Origin of the sequence: Fulvivirga lutea, assembly GCF_017068455.1 — a bacterium.
GTDB classification, from domain to species: Bacteria; Bacteroidota; Bacteroidia; order Cytophagales; family Cyclobacteriaceae; genus Fulvivirga; species Fulvivirga lutea.
Genome location: NZ_CP070608.1, coordinates 2907285 through 2923672, shown reverse-complemented (window position 1 = coordinate 2923672; position 16388 = coordinate 2907285). Strand labels below are relative to the sequence as shown.

Genomic DNA, 16388 nt, shown 5'->3' with positions numbered 1-16388 from the left:
TCAGAATTACTGTCGTAATGATCAAAAGCATACTGCTTTCATCTCTATTGTTGGTTTCAGGCTCATTAATATCACAGTCTTTAGACATTTTCGATAAGGTAAACTCCATTTATGATGAGCAGAACCCTGTGCTTTCCCCCGATGGAAGAACGCTTTATTTTACCAGAGCCAATCACCCTGAAAATGTTGGCGGAGAAGCAGATCCAGGAGATATTTGGTACAGTCTCATACAGCCTGATGGCCTATGGTCGTCACCTCAAAATGCAACCGCATTAAATAACAGCAATTGGAATGGCGTATTGGGTTTTGTAGGTGGTAGCGATGTGATTTATCTATACAACCACTATTCTCAGTCAGGAGGTACTACTAAGTCATTTGGCATATCACGATCAATTAAAACAACCGGTGGTTGGTCTATACCGGAAAACTATACAATACCATACTTCACAACTTCTTCTAAGATTCATGGTGGGTACATTACCTCAGACGCCAGTACGGCAGTATTTTCACTGGAAAGTTATGGTACAAAAGGCGGTGAGGATATTTACGTATGCTTCAATAAAGGTAATGGCAATTGGTCTGAGCCTAAAAACATTGGTAGCACCATCAATACTAAATTTCAGGAGTTTTCTCCTTCTCTATCAGACGATACTAAAACTCTTTATTTTGCTACCAACGGTACAGGTACGGGTACCGACTTTTACAAGACTGAACGATTAGATGAAAGTTGGATCAATTGGTCAGACCCACTTCCGTTGATTTTATTAAATAGCGATGGAAGAGAAATGGGATTGCGCCTTTACAGCCCCATGTATTTATACACGTCCACAACTGATAGTGACGGATATGGTGATATAAAGGCATTTATCGATCCAAACCTTGATGACAAGATTGAGAAGCCGAAGGATTCAGTTGAAGTGGTGGATCCCGTTGTGATAAAAGAGAAGAAACCTGTATTTGATAGCAGATACATCACGCTTTATGGCAATACGTTCAATTCTGAAAATAAGAATGCTGTGGAAACGAAGATTACTCTTAAGTCAATGGATGGTGAAAGTATTGCTTCAGTCAATTCACACATGGGAAGTTATGCGTTAAAAATTGAAGCCATTGGAAATTACAGGGTGAGGGTAGATGCACCCGGTTATGTCAGTCACCAGGAAACGCTTGAGTTACAGAGTGACGAGATTAAATCCTTTGAAATGAATTTTTATCTGCAACCCATTCATGTAGGAGCTACGGTTAACCTCAAAGATGTATTGTTCAAGCAATCGCGAGCTGAGTTTTTAGAAAGTTCATTTGCAGAGCTCAACCTGGTGGTAGATTTTATGAAAGATAATCCAAAGGTGGAGATCAGACTGGAGGGCCATACCGATAACAGAGGTGTAGAGAAATACAATATCAAACTATCAAAAGAAAGGGTAGAAGCTGTTAAAGACTACCTTGTTAAAAAAGGAATTTCTAAAAAGCGCATCAGCGGTAAGGGGTATGGCGGTAGCAAACCTATCGCAGATAATGAAAATCCTGAAACTAGAATACTCAACCGAAGAGTGGAATTTACAATTGTAAAAAACTAGCAATTAGTTGCCCTTGTAAGTTTTCTGTACATAATAGTTATTTTTTTCAAGTTTAAAAGCATAACTTACCTGAGTAAAGTTTTTACTCATGGAAGTAGGAGTTAGAGAAAAAAAATCAGCCACACTAAAAGTACAAATACTAAGAGCCACATTAGAGTTACTCGGTAAAAAGGCCTTTAAAGATGTTTACGTGGATCAAATCTGCGAAAAGGTCAGAATTTCAAAAGTGACTTTTTTCAAATACTTTCCTCAAAAGGAGGATATCTTATTGTATTACCAAAGAGTATGGTGTTTAGAAAACATTGTAAACATTAGTAAAAATAAGAAGGAAGGTATAACGAGAGTAAAGGCTCTTTTTGAATCCATGGCTGTTGCCTATGAAAAACATCCGGGACTTATTCTAAGTTTAATCAGTTATCTTACATCACTTAGTAGGCCACCCGCGCCATTTCCATTAAGACCTATCGAACGCCAAATGCTGTTTGAGAACGTAGATAATATTAATGATTTTGAGTTATTGTCATTACCGCAAATGCTCGAAAAGTATTTGTTAGAGGCTGTTTTTCTGAGTGAAATTAAAAACACAAGAGATACTAAAGAGCTTTCTTATTTGTTTCTCTCTTCAATTTACGGCACAGTGATAACGGCACATTTACGACAAGTAGATTCATTACAAATATTGATGAAGCGTAATTATGAGGCGCTCATCAAAGGCCTTAATTCATAAGAAAATAGTTATTGCCTTCTTCAAAGCCTTTTGTATTGAGGTAGTTTATAATTTCTTGTTTGCCCTTTCTGTCTTTCACATAGGATAGTATGATATAATCACCGGGGGAATGAATCTCAGTGTAATGCATCGTGTTTATTAGCTGTTTGTTCTTCTTAACATCAATAAATTGAGATACATTTAAACCTTCTTTGTTAAGTAGTTTAACCTTAGAATTAACTTTTCTTCCGGTTCCCCAAATCCATATTTCAAGCAGGGTTGAATACCGAGCATTTAAAAATTTAGCTAAATAATTAGCTTTTACTCGATCGAAATTGTCTCCAGAATAATCTGAATGAGTTCTTGTGATTCTACCATCTAAATCATTCCATATCAATACGTTATGATCTATTTTAGCAAATTCTACTCCTTTGTCCATCCATCTTAAAAACAGTTCATAGTCTTCAGGAATATTTTGTTCGCAGTACCCACCAAACATTTCAAATAGTGATTTACGAACCATTACGGAAGGATTAGCAACAGGCGAATCTTCAAATCTTCTGCTAAACATCTGATCGTGATTCATTAACTGATTTATTTGATCCACGTGTAAAGCATATCCCAGATTTTTGGTTCTATCGCCACCATAGGTAATCTTGCCCGATACTACATCAACATCTTCATGATCCTGTAGGTATTGATATTGCAAGGCTAATCTTTCTGGTAAAGAAACATCATCTGCATCCATTCTGGCTATGATCTCTGTTCGTGAGAGCTTGATAGCAAAATTAGCCGCTCTGGCTACACCTTGGTTTGGAGTGGAGAAACACTTAATTCTGTTGTCTTTAAAGGATTCAATAACCTTCAGAGTATTATCTGTGCTGCCGTCATTAATAACAATAAGTTCAAATTGTTCGAATGATTGCTTTAAAATGCTGGAAATAGCTTTTTTAATAGTTTTTTCAGCATTGAAGGCAGGAAGAACAACGGATACAAGAGGCTTCAACTCTTTTTAAATAAGCTTTTTAAATACTTCTTAAAGGAATTTCTCTCACTTTTATCTGTGGCAAGAGATTTAAGTGTTGAAAGATAATCTTTGGTTGATAAGTTGGTTTTATCTGTCTCTTCTACGGCATTACTATCTGATGTTACGGTAACATTATTACTTTGCGTATCCAGTTCATCTGCAGTTTTGAAGCTCTTTTTAGATCGTTCGATGTATCCAAGTTTTTCCTCTGCCAGTCCTTTGTTATTGTATGCTATTGCATCTTGAGGGTCTAACTCAATGCATCGCTCATAATCTGCAATGGCGCCTTCAATATCACCGGCTTTCTCCTTAATATACGCTCTACTGGAATACCTGTAAGGTTTATTGGGTTCCAATTCTGCTGCCCTGTCCAGGTCCGCCAATGCAGATTTATTATCACCATTCAGATGCAAAACAACCGCTCGTTCGCTTAAATAGTATGGATTATTAGGTTGTATGTCGATAATAGAATTAAAATCTATCAAAGCAAGGTCAAGCTTTCTGAGTTTCAGGTACGCTTTCCCACGATTGTATAAAAAGTCTGTTTCAGAGGGTTGTAAGTGAATAGCTGCATTAAAATGCTCGATAGCATCTTCAAATTGCTTATTTCTACAAAGTGCTATGGCATGATTAAAATGATCCTGTGCTGTCTGTTTCATTTACTGGCGCTGCTAGTTCATCGGTGGCTAATGAATCAGATTTTACTGACTTCTTCTTTTTAACACTTTTCTCCTTGGCAGGTTTAACTTCTGCCGATTTTTTCAAAATCTTTACCCGTACATACTTGACGCGTTTCTTACGCTTATCTTTTTTACGATTATATGACCTGTTGTAGTTAACAGGCTTCACGTGCTTTACAACAGTGTATTTATTACTATTGCAGCCCGCAAACAGGCTCACGATAAAAATTAATATGATTATATAGTATCTCAAAGCTTAAAAACGTAAAGAAGCCTATTTTATTCAAAAAAGAATAAGAACTTGGCTTGGATTTTGAAATAGAGACATTCATAAATTTTAGTAACTTATGTTTTAATTCAATCCTAAGCTCATGAAACTTACAAAATACCTACTTATAGCCCTTGTATTATCAGTTGGTTGTTCAGGAACACGAACTGTAACAATGAATTCGATGCGACCGGCAGAAATCACATTTCCAAGTTATGTAAATAGCCTTTTAATTGTTGATCGGTCAAAATTCGAAAAAGATGCCATCAATATTTTAGAAGGAGTTTTAACCGGTGAGCTGCCTGGAGAAGATAAAGCAGGAGCACAGGAAATGATGAATGCATTTCAAACCCAACTTTCATACTCACCAAGGTTTTCAACAAGAATTGCTGAGCAGCGACTTGATGGAAATAGTATAACGGCAGCCTTTCCAGATCAACTTCCTTGGGTGAAGGTGAAGCAGATGTGCGATCAGTATAACTCAGAAGCAATGGTGGCATTAGAAATATTTGATTCTGATTTTATTATTACTGATGGCGTGAGAAAGGTAAAGAAAACCGTTGGTGAAGGGGAAAATAAAAGAGAAGTTGAGGTGGATGAGTTTTATGCAGAAGGTGTAGGTAATCTGAGCATAGGCATCCGGTTGTATGATCCTGCCGCTAAAAGCATAGTTGACCAGCAATTGATCAGAGAAACCAATACATGGACTGCCGCAGGAGCTTCTAAAAAGGAGGCATTGGCCTCATTAATCTCTAAAGGCGATGCCACCAGATACTTGGGTAGACAAGCAGGCAGGGATTATGCATTTAAAATTGCACCCATGCCCATTCGAATTTCAAGAACATTTTACGGGAAGTCAAAGAAAGCCCCTGAACTGGAAAGAGGCTCTCGCTTAGCAGATGTGGGCAAATGGCAGGAGGCTGCTGATATGTGGGAAAGTGGTATTAGTGGCTCTGCAGACAAAGAAGCTGGCAAGCTAGCCTATAATGTAGCCATTGCGTACGAAGTACTGGGTGAAATGGATTTAGCACAGGATTGGGCCCAAAAGGCATATGTTACCTATGGTAATAAAGATGCTCGCCAATATTCCTCAACTTTGAAGAACAGAATAAGACAGGAGCAAAGAGCTCAGGACCAAATGAATTAATAATGATAAAGAACATAATACTGATTACACTCATCGCCTTTTCATGCAACTCAAAACCTGCGGATACTAACCAGAATGAAACGGTATCAAAAAGATTGAGCCTGGAAGAATTCAATCAGGTAATTAAAAACGAAAACGTTCAGTTAGTTGATGTAAGAACACCAGAAGAATATTCCAGAGGATTTATCGATGGAGCTGTCAATATTGATTTTCAGTCAGCAGAATTCCTGAAAACCTGTGAATCGCAGCTTGATAAAGCCAAGCCATTGGCTGTATACTGTGCTGCCGGTGGAAGAAGTTCTAAAGCTATGGCTCAATTAAAGGCAGCAGGCTTCACGGAGATTTATGAGTTAGGTGTGGGGTATAACGGATATAAATAGTTTTAAAATCATAAATAGTCTATTCATGAAAAAATTAGTTTACTTGATTATTTTAATTTCTGCTGTTAACATTCAGTTAGTAGCTCAAAAGAAATATAAGTATGAATTAGGATTGGAGAATGGAGAGGTGATAAAAACAAATGCCCTGCGGCATGAAGATAAGCGCAGTTACTTTCAGGTGAAGAGAGATCGGTACAAATACAAAGACGTAAAGTACTTTATTGATAAAGATGATTATTACCTGAAGTCTGAGCCGGGGCCATCAATGTATTTAAGGAGGGTTCACGGAGAAAAGGTGTGTGCCTATTCCGGTAGAAGAACACAAAACAAGCCGGAGGGCTCTGGCTATGAAGGTATGTTTGGTGGGAGTAATGCTGTAGGTATTGGCGAGTTTGCCTATTACTATCAAAAACCGGGAGGGGAATTTAAGCAAATGACACTTGAAAATCTTAAAGAAGATTTAAAGGATAATGAAGCGAGTATGCTGGTATTATCTGAAATTGAAAATGATAATAACTCAGCCGGTAATAGAGCAAAGATGCTCGAAGCACTTGATGTGTATAATAAATACAATCCTTAATTAGCACTACACATAGAACTCCAACTGGAATACAGGTGAGTTCTTTTCCTGGATAGGTTTTAGCGCAAGGATTTCGAGCGTGTTGAACGCTTCGATAAATTCTGTTCTGGTAATTCTGACTTTGGATTTACCCGGAATGATTTTGTGATACTGCATCCTGCCTGAAGGGTTAGCAGTAGCGCTATAGATGAAACTATAGCGCATTTTAATAGGTGAGGGGACATATCTCATTTATCTGGTTGTCCGAACCATTTTTTAGTAAGCATTCTTAAACTCAGCGAATACCATTTTATTCTGAATCTGGTTGTACTGAGTGAGTAGGGTATAGGCCTTAGAAGGCACATAGTTAAACCTGCTTTTAAATTCTTCCACTTTAGCGCTTAACTCCTGCACGTAGAACCTGATCTGATCGAGGTTTTTGCAACGCTTAGGGTTCTCAAAGTTTCTTGCTGTAAAAAGTTGAAACTCTCTGTCGATTCTTTTTTTCTCAAACTCGCTCATAATATTGTGTGTTATTGCACTATTAAAAAATGAATTATGATGTAATTATATGTATATAGAATAATATATGCAAATATAATAGTGTAAAAATGCACAAATATTTTAAAATAATTTTCCAACCAACTATAAATCACCTGTTTACAAAAGAGGGGTTAACTGTCTGTATTATAGCATGTTATGCTTTAAACAGTGTTTTTGGCTCTTTTCCTCCCCCACCGTAGGGATGTGAAAATTTACTACTGGGAGAGGGGGTAAATGATCTTAATTAAGCTAATATATTTAGTAATACTAAAATAATTAGTAATTTAGTAACATGGAAAATCGCTCTATTTTACATCTTGATTTAGACACTTTTTTCGTGTCGTGTGAGCGATTGATTGACAGTCGCTTGATAGGAAAACCGATACTTATTGGAGGAGTAACGGATCGTGGGGTAGTAGCTTCCTGCAGCTACGAAGCCCGGAAGTTTGGAGTGCATTCTGCTATGCCTATGAAGCTGGCCAAACAGCTTTGTCCCGAGGCCATTCAGATTAAAGGCAACTCTATGACGTACAGTAAAAAGTCAGAAGAAGTAACGGCTATTGTCAAAGAAGAGGTGCCCATCTATGAGAAAACTTCTATCGATGAATTCTATGCTGACCTTACTGGCATGGATAAATTCTTTAATAGTTATAAAATGGCTTCGGAGCTTCGGCAAAAGATTACGAAAGAAACCGGACTTCCCATTTCTTTTGGTTTATCGGAAAACAAAACTGTTTCTAAAATAGCCACTGGCGAGGCTAAACCGGATAATCAATTAAAAGTGGATTATGGTTTTGAAAAGTCTTTTCTGGCGCCACTCTCCGTAAAGAAAATACCCATGATTGGTGATAAGACTTTTCAGGTACTATGTGGTTTGGGTATCAAACGCATTGAAACAATTCAGCAAATGCCTGTGGAGTTGATGGAAAAGGTATTAGGCAAGAATGGCATTTCTATCTGGCGCAAAGCCAATGGTATTGATAATTCCATTGTAGAGCCTTATTCCGAACGCAAGTCTATTTCCACAGAACGCACCTTTGATCGTGACACAACTGATATAGTAAAACTCAAAGCCATTATGCTGGCGATGGCCGAAAATCTGGCTTTTCAGTTGCGTAGGGGGCAGAAGCTTACTTCGTGTGTAACGGTGAAAGTCCGTTACTCTGATTTCAATACTTACACATTGCAGAACAGGGTTCCTTACACGTCTGCAGATCATATGCTTATTCCTAAGGTGCTGGAGCTGTTCGATAAGCTTTATAATAAGCGATTACTCGTGCGCCTGATAGGTGTGAGGTTTAGCCATTTAGTGAATGGAGGGTATCAGATCAATTTATTTGAAGATGCTACAGAGATGATCAATCTATACCATGCTATGGATAAGATTAGAGATAAACATGGAGACCGAAAAGTAATGCGCGCTGCAGGCATTGAAGCGAAAACTATCAGCAGGTTTAACCCCTTTACAGGAGAACCGCCACCGCTTTTGGCGAATAGGAGAGCTTAATATTAGTCGCTAGTTGCTCGTCTCTGGTTGCTGGCAGCTAGTAGAACACTAATTGAACCAGTAACCAGTTACGAGAAACCAGTAACCAGCAACTAATGTACATCAACACACATACATATTACAGCTTCAAATACGGAGTAATTAGCCCGAAAGAGTTGCTTGCCCAGGCGCAGTATTACGGATTGTCAACAATGGCACTTACTGATATCAACGCTACTTCAGGGAGCCTTATTTTAGTTCGAGAAGCTCAAAAATATAATGTAAAGCCTGTATTGGGAATTGATTTTAGAAACGGTGCTGACCAGCAATTTGTGTGTCTGGCTAAAAACAATGAGGGCTTTCAGGAACTGAACGAATTTCTCTCATACCATTTGCATCAGGAGAGACCGATACCGCCAAGAGCCCCGGTTTTTCAGCATGTATTTATCATTTATCCATTTGCAAAAGCAGCTAACTACACGCTTAATGAGAACGAATTTATAGGCATTCGTCAGGCTGATTTACCTAAATTATGGTCTTCCGAATGGAAAAGGAATCCTGAAAAGCTGGTGGCAATGCCCTCCATCAGTTTCCGCCATAAGCGCGATTTCAACACTCACAGGCTACTCCGCGCTATAGATAACAACACCTTACTTAGTAAGCTCCCAAAGGCCGAAGAAGGCAGTAAAGATGACCTCTTTCTATCGCCAGATCAGTTTAACTCAATCTATGCTGATTACCCTTACCTGGTAGAAAATGCTAACAAACTACTCAATCAATGTCATATTCACTTTGATTTTTATACCGACATCCCACAAAACCTGAAAACCTACACAGGCTCTGAAAAACAGGATTTTAAGCTTTTAAGGAGGCTTTGCTTGCGAGGTATGCCTTACAGGTATCCGCAAAGGGGCATTAAAATCATGCGCAGGCTGGTCAAAGAGTTGCAGATCATCAAACAAAAGCAGTTTGTTTCCTACTTTCTTATCAACTGCAAAATCATCAATTATGCCCGTAAGAAGAAGTATTACTATGTAGGTAGGGGAAGTGGCGCCAATAGCGTTGTAGCTTATTTATTGCGCATTACAGATGTAGATCCCATCGATCTGGATTTGTATTTTGAGCGGTTTATTAACCTGTACAGGCAAAACCCTCCTGACTTTGATATCGATTTTTCATCGCGAGACCGTGATGATGTTACACGCTTTATTTTTGAGTTCTTCAATAAGAAATCACCGAACGGAGTGGCTCTTTTGGCTACCTTCAACACGTTTAAGCAAAAGGCCGCCATACGGGAGCTGGGCAAGGTTTTTGGCCTGCCACCTCATGAAATTGACAAGCTCATAGAAGGAAGGGAACCACCTGACGAAATGGGGCGGTTAGTTTTAAAATACGCAACATATATTGCCGATTTGCCTAATCATTTGAGTATCCATGCTGGTGGGGTGTTAATTGCAAATAAGCCCATTCAGTACTTTACGGCTACCAGCCTGCCGCCTAAGGGTTTTCCAACTACCCACTTTGATATGCACATTGCCGAAGATGTAGGCCTGTACAAGTTCGACATCCTGGCGCAACGGGGATTGGGCAAGATCAAAGATTGCCTGGCACTGATTAAGAAAAACTGTCCTGATGATCCGGAAATAGACATCCATGACTTTAAACCGCTAAAGAAAGACCCTCGCATAAAAGAGCTTCTGCGCGAGGCACAAGCCATCGGCTGCTTTTATGTGGAATCTCCTGCCATGCGCATGCTATTAAAAAAACTTCGGGCCGATGAGTATTTAGGGTTAGTGGCTGCCAGCTCTATTATACGCCCCGGAGTAGCTAAATCCGGTATGATGCGCCAGTACATTGTACGATTTAGAGAGCCCGAACGCAGAAATGACGCTCACCCCGTACTGCAAAAGATAATGCCGGATACGTATGGCATAATGGTGTATCAGGAAGATGTAATTAAAGTAGCGCACCACTTTGCGGGGTTAGATTTAGGGGAAGCAGATGTATTGCGGAGAGGAATGTCCGGCAAGTTTAGGTCAAGGGAGGAGTTTCAACGAGTAAAAGAGAAGTTCTTTAGTAACTGCTTAGAAAAGGGCTATGAGCGCGATATTACCGCAGATGTATGGCGCCAGATCGAAAGCTTTGCCGGCTATGCCTTTGCTAAAGGCCATTCAGCCTCTTATGCGGTAGAAAGTTACCAGAGCTTATTTTTAAAAGCATATTACCCGCTAGAGTACATGGTGGCTACCATTAACAATGGCGGTGGATTTTACAGGGTAGAGTTGTACGTGCATGAAGCACGCATGCATGGCGCTGAAATATTTCCCCCTTGTGTGAACAAAAGCCATCATGCAACGGCCATTTATGGTAAGGATATCTATTTAGGATTCTGGCTGGTGAAAGACCTGGAAGAAAAAGTAATTGATCGAATAGTAGCTGAACGGCAGCGGGGCGGAGAATTTAGTGACCTGGAAGATGTAATTAGAAGAGTGGTAATATCGCTTGAACAGCTAATTATTTTAATACGAATCGGAGGGTTTAGGTTTACAGGAATTAATAAAAAAGAACTGCTTTGGCGAGCTCATTTTTTACTGGGCAACACTAAGAAGTCTACTCCTGATACTCCGCTATTTAAGGTTGATTATAAGCGACTTACGATACCTAAGCTAAGTATTGATTTAATGGAAGATGCCTTTGATGAAATGGAGTTAATAGGTTTTCCATTGTCCAATCCGTTTAGTCTTTTGCAAGGTGAATTTAAGAGCACCTTTTGTATGCGCGATTTAAAGAAGCAAGTAGGTAAGGTGGTCACTATTTTGGGTTATCTGATTGCCATCAAAAACACCAGCACATCGAATGGTAAGCGCATGAACTTTGGCACATTTATAGATTTAGAAGGCAATTTTATTGATACCGTACATTTCCCGCCATCAGTTGAACGCTGGCCTTTTAGAGGGCGTGGAGTTTACACTATCACCGGAAAGGTGGTAGAAGAATATGATTTTCCATCTATCGAAGTGATAATGATGGAGAAGGAGCGGTATATCGATGATCCGAGGTATTCGGTAAATGCCGGAGGGGAACTTGAGTTGTAAACTTGTTGCTGGTTTCTAGTTACTTGTTACTGGTAATCAAGCGGCTAGAAACCAGAGACAAGCAACATTTTCACAAAGTCTTCAATTAAGAAACAAATAATTCTATCTTTATGCATCCATTTAAGAAACAAATGGTCTATAGCATAATTAACAGACTATGAAAGGTACATATTTAGGTGAATTTCAGGAGATCGTGCTTCTGGCGGTATTAATTCTACAAGATGAGGCGTATGGTACTCGCATCCAGGAAGAAATACAAAATGAAATGAAGCGATCTTTAAGTAGGGGGGCATTGCATACCGCACTCACACGATTAGAAGAAAAGGGGTTTCTTAAATCAGAGTTTGGTGGTGCTACTGAAGAACGCGGGGGCAGGCGCAAGCGACTTTATACGGTGACTAACCTGGGCAAAGAATCGCTAAATGAAGCCAGAGCTCTTCGCGAGCAACTGTGGAATAAGGTACCCAACATAGCATTGAACACTAGTTATGTTTTATGAATAAAACAATTAGCCCGCCCAAGCTATATACGAAATGGTTTAGGTGGTTTTGTGCAGATGATTATTATGAAGAGCTACAGGGCGACTTAGAAGAGGCTTTTTATCTCAATGTTGAGAAATATGGTCCTGCTAAAGCCCGAGCCATTTATATACGTGAAGTATGGCTCATGCTGCGTCCATCGGTCATTAAAAAAATTAAAGGTCAAGCAACAAACTCAAACAACATAGATATGATACGCAACTATTTAAAGATTGCCCTCAGGAACATTCTGGGGCAAAAGGTCTATTCAACAATTAACATTTTAGGGCTGGCGGTAGGCATGGCAGCCACTATATTAATTTCGCTGTACGTTCAACACGAGCTTAGTTATGATGAATACCACACTAAATCTGATCGGATTTACCGTGCATCCAGAGAGTGGCTGAATGCCAATGGAGAGTCCAGCTTGCATTTAGGGCATCTGGCACCACCTTTTGGGCCATTTCTGGCGACTGATTTCGATGGAATCCTTGAAGAAGTCGTTCGGATTAATTCAGGTTACGGGCCGCTCATGTCTTATAACGATAAGAAATTTGAAGAAGATGGCTTTTTCTGGGCTGAAGGTAATCTGTTTCATGTGTTTTCATGGAAGTTTATTGAAGGCGACCCAAAAACTGCGCTAACGGAGCCTAATGCCATAGTTCTAACACAATCAGCAGCAGATAGATATTTCAGTGGCGAAGACCCCATGGGTAAATCCATTACCTTCAACAATTTTGGTACAGAGGTCGATTTCAAGATAACCGGTATTATTCAGGATAGCCCGCCAAATTCGCATTTTCAATTTTCCATGTTTGCCTCTTTTGTGACGTTAGAAAACTTCTTCGGGCGTGAGAATATGATGCAAAACTGGGGTAGTAATAACTACGCTACCTACTTACTCTTGGAAGAAGGTAAGTCTATTGAAGAACTAGAAAGCCAAATTCCTGCATTTATTGACAAACATCTGGGTGAACATGGCGGAGAACCAGCTTCAACTACGAACAAGCTGCACTTTATGCCCCTAACGGACATTCACTTGCATTCACATCTGGACTCTGAAATTGAAGCGAATAGCGACATAAAATACGTTTATACCTATACCATCATAGCAGTATTCATCCTCATCATTGCATGTATCAACTTCATGAACCTTTCTACTGCTCGCTCTATGAAACGAGCCAAAGAAGTGGGAGTTCGAAAAGTGATGGGAGCTTTCAGGTCCTCGCTCATCAGGCAGTTTATTACTGAATCTGTTTTGATAGCGAGTATCTCAGCGATATTATCTTTAGGACTGGTTGTTTTAGTGCTTCCCTGGTTTAATGATTTCAGTGGTAAGCAATTATCGTTCACCACCGTTGACCCGCTATTTTTCGCGGCTTTAATGGTAGGTGTGGTGCTGGCCGTTGGTTTCTTAGCAGGTAGTTACCCGGCTTTCTTCCTTTCTTCATTTGCTCCTGTTAAAGTGCTGAAGGGCAGTAAGTTAAACAGCCACAAAAAATTAAATCTTAGAAGTGCTCTCGTTGTATTTCAGTTCTTTATTTCTATCTGTTTGCTGATAGGTGTAGGCGTTATTAACGATCAGATCGAATACATGAAAACCAAAGATTTGGGTTTTAACAAGGAGAATATGGTGGTGCTACCATCTAACAATGAAATACATGCCAATTTTGAGTTAATCAGAAACCGCCTAATGGAGCAACCAAGTATCGAGGATGTGACCTTTAGCAGTAGAGTGCCTTCGGGCAGGCTGCTGGACTCTCAAGGTGGTGAATTTGAAATTGATGGTGAAATGAAGCGTATTGATTTTCGTGTGGCTGACATTCATGTTGATCATAGCTATCTGAAAACGCTCGATGTTAAATTTTTAGCAGGCAGAAACTTTGATCATAAGCTGGCCAGCGATTCCAGTGAGGCATTTATTTTAAACAAAGCGGCCATTGAGGCTTTAGGTTATAGCTCGATGGAAGAAGCTATTGACAAAAAGTTTAACTACGGTGGCAGAAACGGTTATATCATTGGCGTGGTTGATGATTTTCATTTCGAATCGTTAAAGCAGGAAATTGCCCCCATCGTATTTGTGGTTACCCAAGGTAGGGCCCGCTTTGTCATTGTAAAAGTAAAAGATGGCCAGGAAGATGAGGCCGTGGCATATTTAAAAGAAGAATGGACACACTTGAGAGAAGGTTTTCCATTTGATTATTATACCATTGGCGACCGGTTCAACTCACAATATGAAGCCGAAGAGAAGCTAGGAGAGTTGGTTAACTATTTTTCTTTCTTAGCCATTTTCGTGGCTATTCTGGGCTTGTTTGGCCTGTCATCGTTTAGTGTAGAACAGAATCTGAAGGAAATAGGTATTCGTAAGGTGTTAGGCGCTTCTGTGAAGCAGGTGGTGTACATGTTCACCAAGCGCTTTGCCCTGTTGGTAATCATCGGTATCGCCATCGCAATACCTGTGAGTTATTATGGTATGGATCAATGGCTGGCAGAATTTCCTTATGCTACCGATTTAGAGCCCGTTACGTTTATTATAGGGTCTGTAGTAGCACTAGCTTTCGCACTGATAACGGTGAGTTTTGAAATTGTTCGGGGTGCTGTGAGCAACCCGGTAAATACCCTTAGAAACGAGTAAGGAGACTGGCAAAAGGAGAATTTTTTTACAAACAACTGAGGGAAATAAACATTTTGATTGAATAATTGTATTCTAAAATAAACGCATATATCGATCTTATGAAGAAACTACTGACCCTCAGTTGTTTATCTCTTTTAGCATTCAGTTGCACTCAAAAGCACCACACAGATTCAGAACTACTTAGCTATACTGAGTTAGTATCGCCAGACAGAATAGAGCACCATGTAGCGGCTTTAGCACATGATAGTCTGATGGGAAGATATCCCGGAACACCGGAATACCAAAAAGCCATGGACTATGTGGCCAATGAGTTTAAAGCGTTGGGAATTAAACCGTTAGGAGACAAGGAGGGAAGCAGCTATTTTCAGCCGTTGACACTCTTAAATGTACGAACTGATAAAGCAGACAGTTACCTGACAGCCAATGGAGATACACTGAATTATGACCAGGATTACTTCTTTTATGCAGGTGCTTCAGAAGCGACCGCCAATTTTGAAGGTGAACTCGTTTTTGCCGGCTATGGCGTAGATGCCCCTGAACTGGGCTATAGCGATTTTGATAAGGTAGATGTTGATGGCAAGGTAATGGTAATCTTTAGTGGCGCACCGGAAAGTTTTCCAATCAGTGAGCGTGCGTATTTCAGCAGCTCCGATACCAAATTGCAAACAGCGATTGAAAAGGGTGCTGTAGGCTTAATTTACGCGTACGAACCCGGAAGCAGATACTCGTTTGAAAGAAGTTTAACCTATACCGATAAAGGTCGCACGAACATCATATTACCTGATGGAACTACCTCAGGTAGAAGCTCTTATGGGAATAAGCTGAAAGTTAATGGTTACCTGAATGACCCTGTATTTGAAAGGCTCATGGGCTATACACTAGACTCCATAAGCAACAGTTTAAAACAAGGCATTTTGTTGCAACCAAAGGAAACGCAACGAATAACCGGCAAGGTGAGTGGAATAAGCTCAAAAATAGAAAGTGCCAATGTGGTAGGCGTTTTAGAAGGTGAGGAGTTAAGCGATGAATACATCGTGCATAGCGGCCATTTAGATCACTTGGGAGTAGGAAGGCCAGTTGAAGGAGATAGCATTTACAACGGTGCACAGGATAATGCAGTGGGCATCAGTGCTATGATAGAAATAGCACGATTATATACCCGTTTGGGCTATAAACCGAAGCGATCGGTGATATTTTTAGCCGTAACTGCTGAGGAAATGGGTTTGTTGGGTTCGAAGTATTTTGCTGCATCGCCAACAGTGCCCATGTCGCAAATTGTGGCCAATGTAAATACAGATATGCCTACAGTAGTGGCTCCATTGCTTTCAATTGAGCCATTGGGCGGGGCACATAGTAGTTTGATGAACCAGGTGGAGCGTACGGCCAACTTGCTGGATTTGCGCGTGGACGAGGATCATATGCCGGAACAGGTGCGTTTTGTGAGGAGCGATCAGTTGAACTTTATTTTAAAAGGAGTACCGTCTTTGAGTATTACCTATGGAATAAAAGCATCGGATTCTACCCAAACCATTGCAGGCCTTTTCGATACTTTTAGGGAAGAGAGGTATCACAAACCTTCTGATGAGCTGGACAACACCTTTGACTTCGATGCTGCGAAAAAATATGTACGGTTGCAGTTTATGGTGAGTTATTTTATCAATGAAGCGGAAGAAAGACCCACCTGGAATGAAGGCGATTTCTTTGCACGTTTCGCGAAGTAAATTCCGGTTGATAGAACTAAAATTGTAGCGTTGAATGAGAGAGTTC

General features: G+C 40.1%; 15 protein-coding genes. 10 read left to right on the top strand and 5 right to left on the bottom strand.

The window, feature by feature from the left end:
- The first annotated feature begins 17 nt into the window (after positions 1-17).
- Both JR347_RS13095 and JR347_RS13090 read left to right on the top strand, forming a co-directional pair.
- The gene (locus JR347_RS13095; protein WP_205721045.1) at positions 18-1577 is read left to right on the top strand and encodes an OmpA family protein; all 1560 of its coding nucleotides are present in this window, start codon (positions 18-20) and stop codon (positions 1575-1577) included.
- An 88-nt stretch (positions 1578-1665) separates the two neighbouring features.
- Positions 1666-2304, top strand: coding sequence for a TetR/AcrR family transcriptional regulator (locus tag JR347_RS13090; protein WP_205721044.1), 639 nt, complete (start codon positions 1666-1668; stop codon positions 2302-2304).
- Here JR347_RS13090 and JR347_RS13085 read toward each other — a convergent pair.
- The 3 genes from JR347_RS13085 to JR347_RS13075 are packed head-to-tail and all read right to left on the bottom strand — an operon-like array spanning position 2294 to position 4243.
- Positions 2294-3289 carry a glycosyltransferase family 2 protein gene (locus tag JR347_RS13085; protein ID WP_205721043.1) on the bottom strand — a complete coding sequence of 332 codons (996 nt, stop codon included), beginning with the start codon at positions 3287-3289 and terminating at the stop codon, positions 2294-2296. The genes JR347_RS13090 and JR347_RS13085 overlap by 11 nt on opposite strands.
- On the bottom strand, positions 3286-3969 hold the full coding sequence (locus JR347_RS13080) for a tetratricopeptide repeat protein (protein ID WP_205721042.1): 684 nt from the start codon (positions 3967-3969) through the stop codon (positions 3286-3288). Before JR347_RS13080 ends, JR347_RS13085 begins: the two co-directional genes overlap by 4 nt.
- A complete protein-coding gene (locus tag JR347_RS13075; RefSeq protein ID WP_205721041.1) occupies positions 3941-4243 on the bottom strand; it encodes a hypothetical protein in 303 nt (100 codons plus the stop codon). Before JR347_RS13075 ends, JR347_RS13080 begins: the two co-directional genes overlap by 29 nt.
- A 118-nt stretch (positions 4244-4361) precedes the next feature.
- Here JR347_RS13075 and JR347_RS13070 point away from each other — a divergent pair, with 118 nt between their 5' ends.
- From JR347_RS13070 to JR347_RS13060, 3 genes are read left to right on the top strand one after another with little or no spacing between them, the layout of a single operon-like run.
- The gene (locus JR347_RS13070) at positions 4362-5405 is read left to right on the top strand and encodes a DUF6340 family protein (protein ID WP_205721040.1); all 1044 of its coding nucleotides are present in this window, start codon (positions 4362-4364) and stop codon (positions 5403-5405) included.
- Between the two features lie 2 nt (positions 5406-5407).
- Complete coding sequence (locus tag JR347_RS13065) at positions 5408-5785, top strand: rhodanese-like domain-containing protein (protein WP_205721039.1); 378 nt, start codon at positions 5408-5410, stop codon at positions 5783-5785.
- A 25-nt stretch (positions 5786-5810) separates the two neighbouring features.
- Positions 5811-6365, top strand: a complete 555-nt coding sequence (locus JR347_RS13060) for a hypothetical protein (protein ID WP_205721038.1) — start codon at positions 5811-5813, stop codon at positions 6363-6365.
- A gap of 6 nt (positions 6366-6371) precedes the next feature.
- Here JR347_RS13060 and JR347_RS13055 read toward each other — a convergent pair whose 3' ends face one another.
- A complete protein-coding gene (locus JR347_RS13055) occupies positions 6372-6596 on the bottom strand; it encodes a hypothetical protein (RefSeq protein WP_205720929.1) in 225 nt (74 codons plus the stop codon).
- Between the two features lie 24 nt (positions 6597-6620).
- On the bottom strand, positions 6621-6866 hold the full coding sequence (locus JR347_RS13050; RefSeq protein WP_205720930.1) for a hypothetical protein: 246 nt from the start codon (positions 6864-6866) through the stop codon (positions 6621-6623).
- 313 nt (positions 6867-7179) lie between these two features.
- Here JR347_RS13050 and dinB point away from each other — a divergent pair, with 313 nt between their 5' ends.
- The 5 genes from dinB to JR347_RS13025 all read left to right on the top strand — a co-directional run bounded on the left by dinB (position 7180) and on the right by JR347_RS13025 (position 16342).
- Positions 7180-8394 carry a DNA polymerase IV gene (gene dinB, locus JR347_RS13045; RefSeq protein ID WP_205721037.1) on the top strand — a complete coding sequence of 405 codons (1215 nt, stop codon included), beginning with the start codon at positions 7180-7182 and terminating at the stop codon, positions 8392-8394.
- Positions 8395-8489: 95 nt separating this feature from the next.
- Complete coding sequence (locus tag JR347_RS13040; RefSeq protein ID WP_205721036.1) at positions 8490-11468, top strand: DNA polymerase III subunit alpha; 2979 nt, start codon at positions 8490-8492, stop codon at positions 11466-11468.
- 157 nt (positions 11469-11625) lie between these two features.
- Complete coding sequence (locus tag JR347_RS13035; RefSeq protein ID WP_205721035.1) at positions 11626-11967, top strand: PadR family transcriptional regulator; 342 nt, start codon at positions 11626-11628, stop codon at positions 11965-11967.
- On the top strand, positions 11964-14621 hold the full coding sequence (locus JR347_RS13030) for an ABC transporter permease (RefSeq protein ID WP_235689673.1): 2658 nt from the start codon (positions 11964-11966) through the stop codon (positions 14619-14621). Before JR347_RS13035 ends, JR347_RS13030 begins: the two co-directional genes overlap by 4 nt.
- 98 nt (positions 14622-14719) lie before the next feature.
- The gene (locus JR347_RS13025; protein ID WP_205721034.1) at positions 14720-16342 is read left to right on the top strand and encodes a M28 family peptidase; all 1623 of its coding nucleotides are present in this window, start codon (positions 14720-14722) and stop codon (positions 16340-16342) included.
- The last annotated feature ends 46 nt before the right edge of the window (positions 16343-16388 follow it).

Excerpts from the sequence above, each read along its gene's own strand:
- JR347_RS13095 (WP_205721045.1), top strand. The coding sequence starts at position 18 with ATGATCAAAAGCATACTGCTTTCATCTCTATTGTTGGTTTCAGGCTCA.
- JR347_RS13090 (WP_205721044.1), top strand. The coding sequence starts at position 1,666 with ATGGAAGTAGGAGTTAGAGAAAAAAAATCAGCCACACTAAAAGTACAA.
- JR347_RS13080 (WP_205721042.1), bottom strand. The coding sequence starts at position 3,969 with ATGAAACAGACAGCACAGGATCATTTTAATCATGCCATAGCACTTTGT.
- JR347_RS13070 (WP_205721040.1), top strand. The coding sequence starts at position 4,362 with ATGAAACTTACAAAATACCTACTTATAGCCCTTGTATTATCAGTTGGT.
- JR347_RS13065 (WP_205721039.1), top strand. The coding sequence starts at position 5,408 with ATGATAAAGAACATAATACTGATTACACTCATCGCCTTTTCATGCAAC.
- JR347_RS13060 (WP_205721038.1), top strand. The coding sequence starts at position 5,811 with ATGAAAAAATTAGTTTACTTGATTATTTTAATTTCTGCTGTTAACATT.
- JR347_RS13055 (WP_205720929.1), bottom strand. The coding sequence starts at position 6,596 with ATGAGATATGTCCCCTCACCTATTAAAATGCGCTATAGTTTCATCTAT.
- JR347_RS13050 (WP_205720930.1), bottom strand. The coding sequence starts at position 6,866 with ATGAGCGAGTTTGAGAAAAAAAGAATCGACAGAGAGTTTCAACTTTTT.
- dinB (WP_205721037.1), top strand. The coding sequence starts at position 7,180 with ATGGAAAATCGCTCTATTTTACATCTTGATTTAGACACTTTTTTCGTG.
- JR347_RS13040 (WP_205721036.1), top strand. The coding sequence starts at position 8,490 with ATGTACATCAACACACATACATATTACAGCTTCAAATACGGAGTAATT.
- JR347_RS13035 (WP_205721035.1), top strand. The coding sequence starts at position 11,626 with ATGAAAGGTACATATTTAGGTGAATTTCAGGAGATCGTGCTTCTGGCG.
- JR347_RS13030 (WP_235689673.1), top strand. The coding sequence starts at position 11,964 with ATGAATAAAACAATTAGCCCGCCCAAGCTATATACGAAATGGTTTAGG.
- JR347_RS13025 (WP_205721034.1), top strand. The coding sequence starts at position 14,720 with ATGAAGAAACTACTGACCCTCAGTTGTTTATCTCTTTTAGCATTCAGT.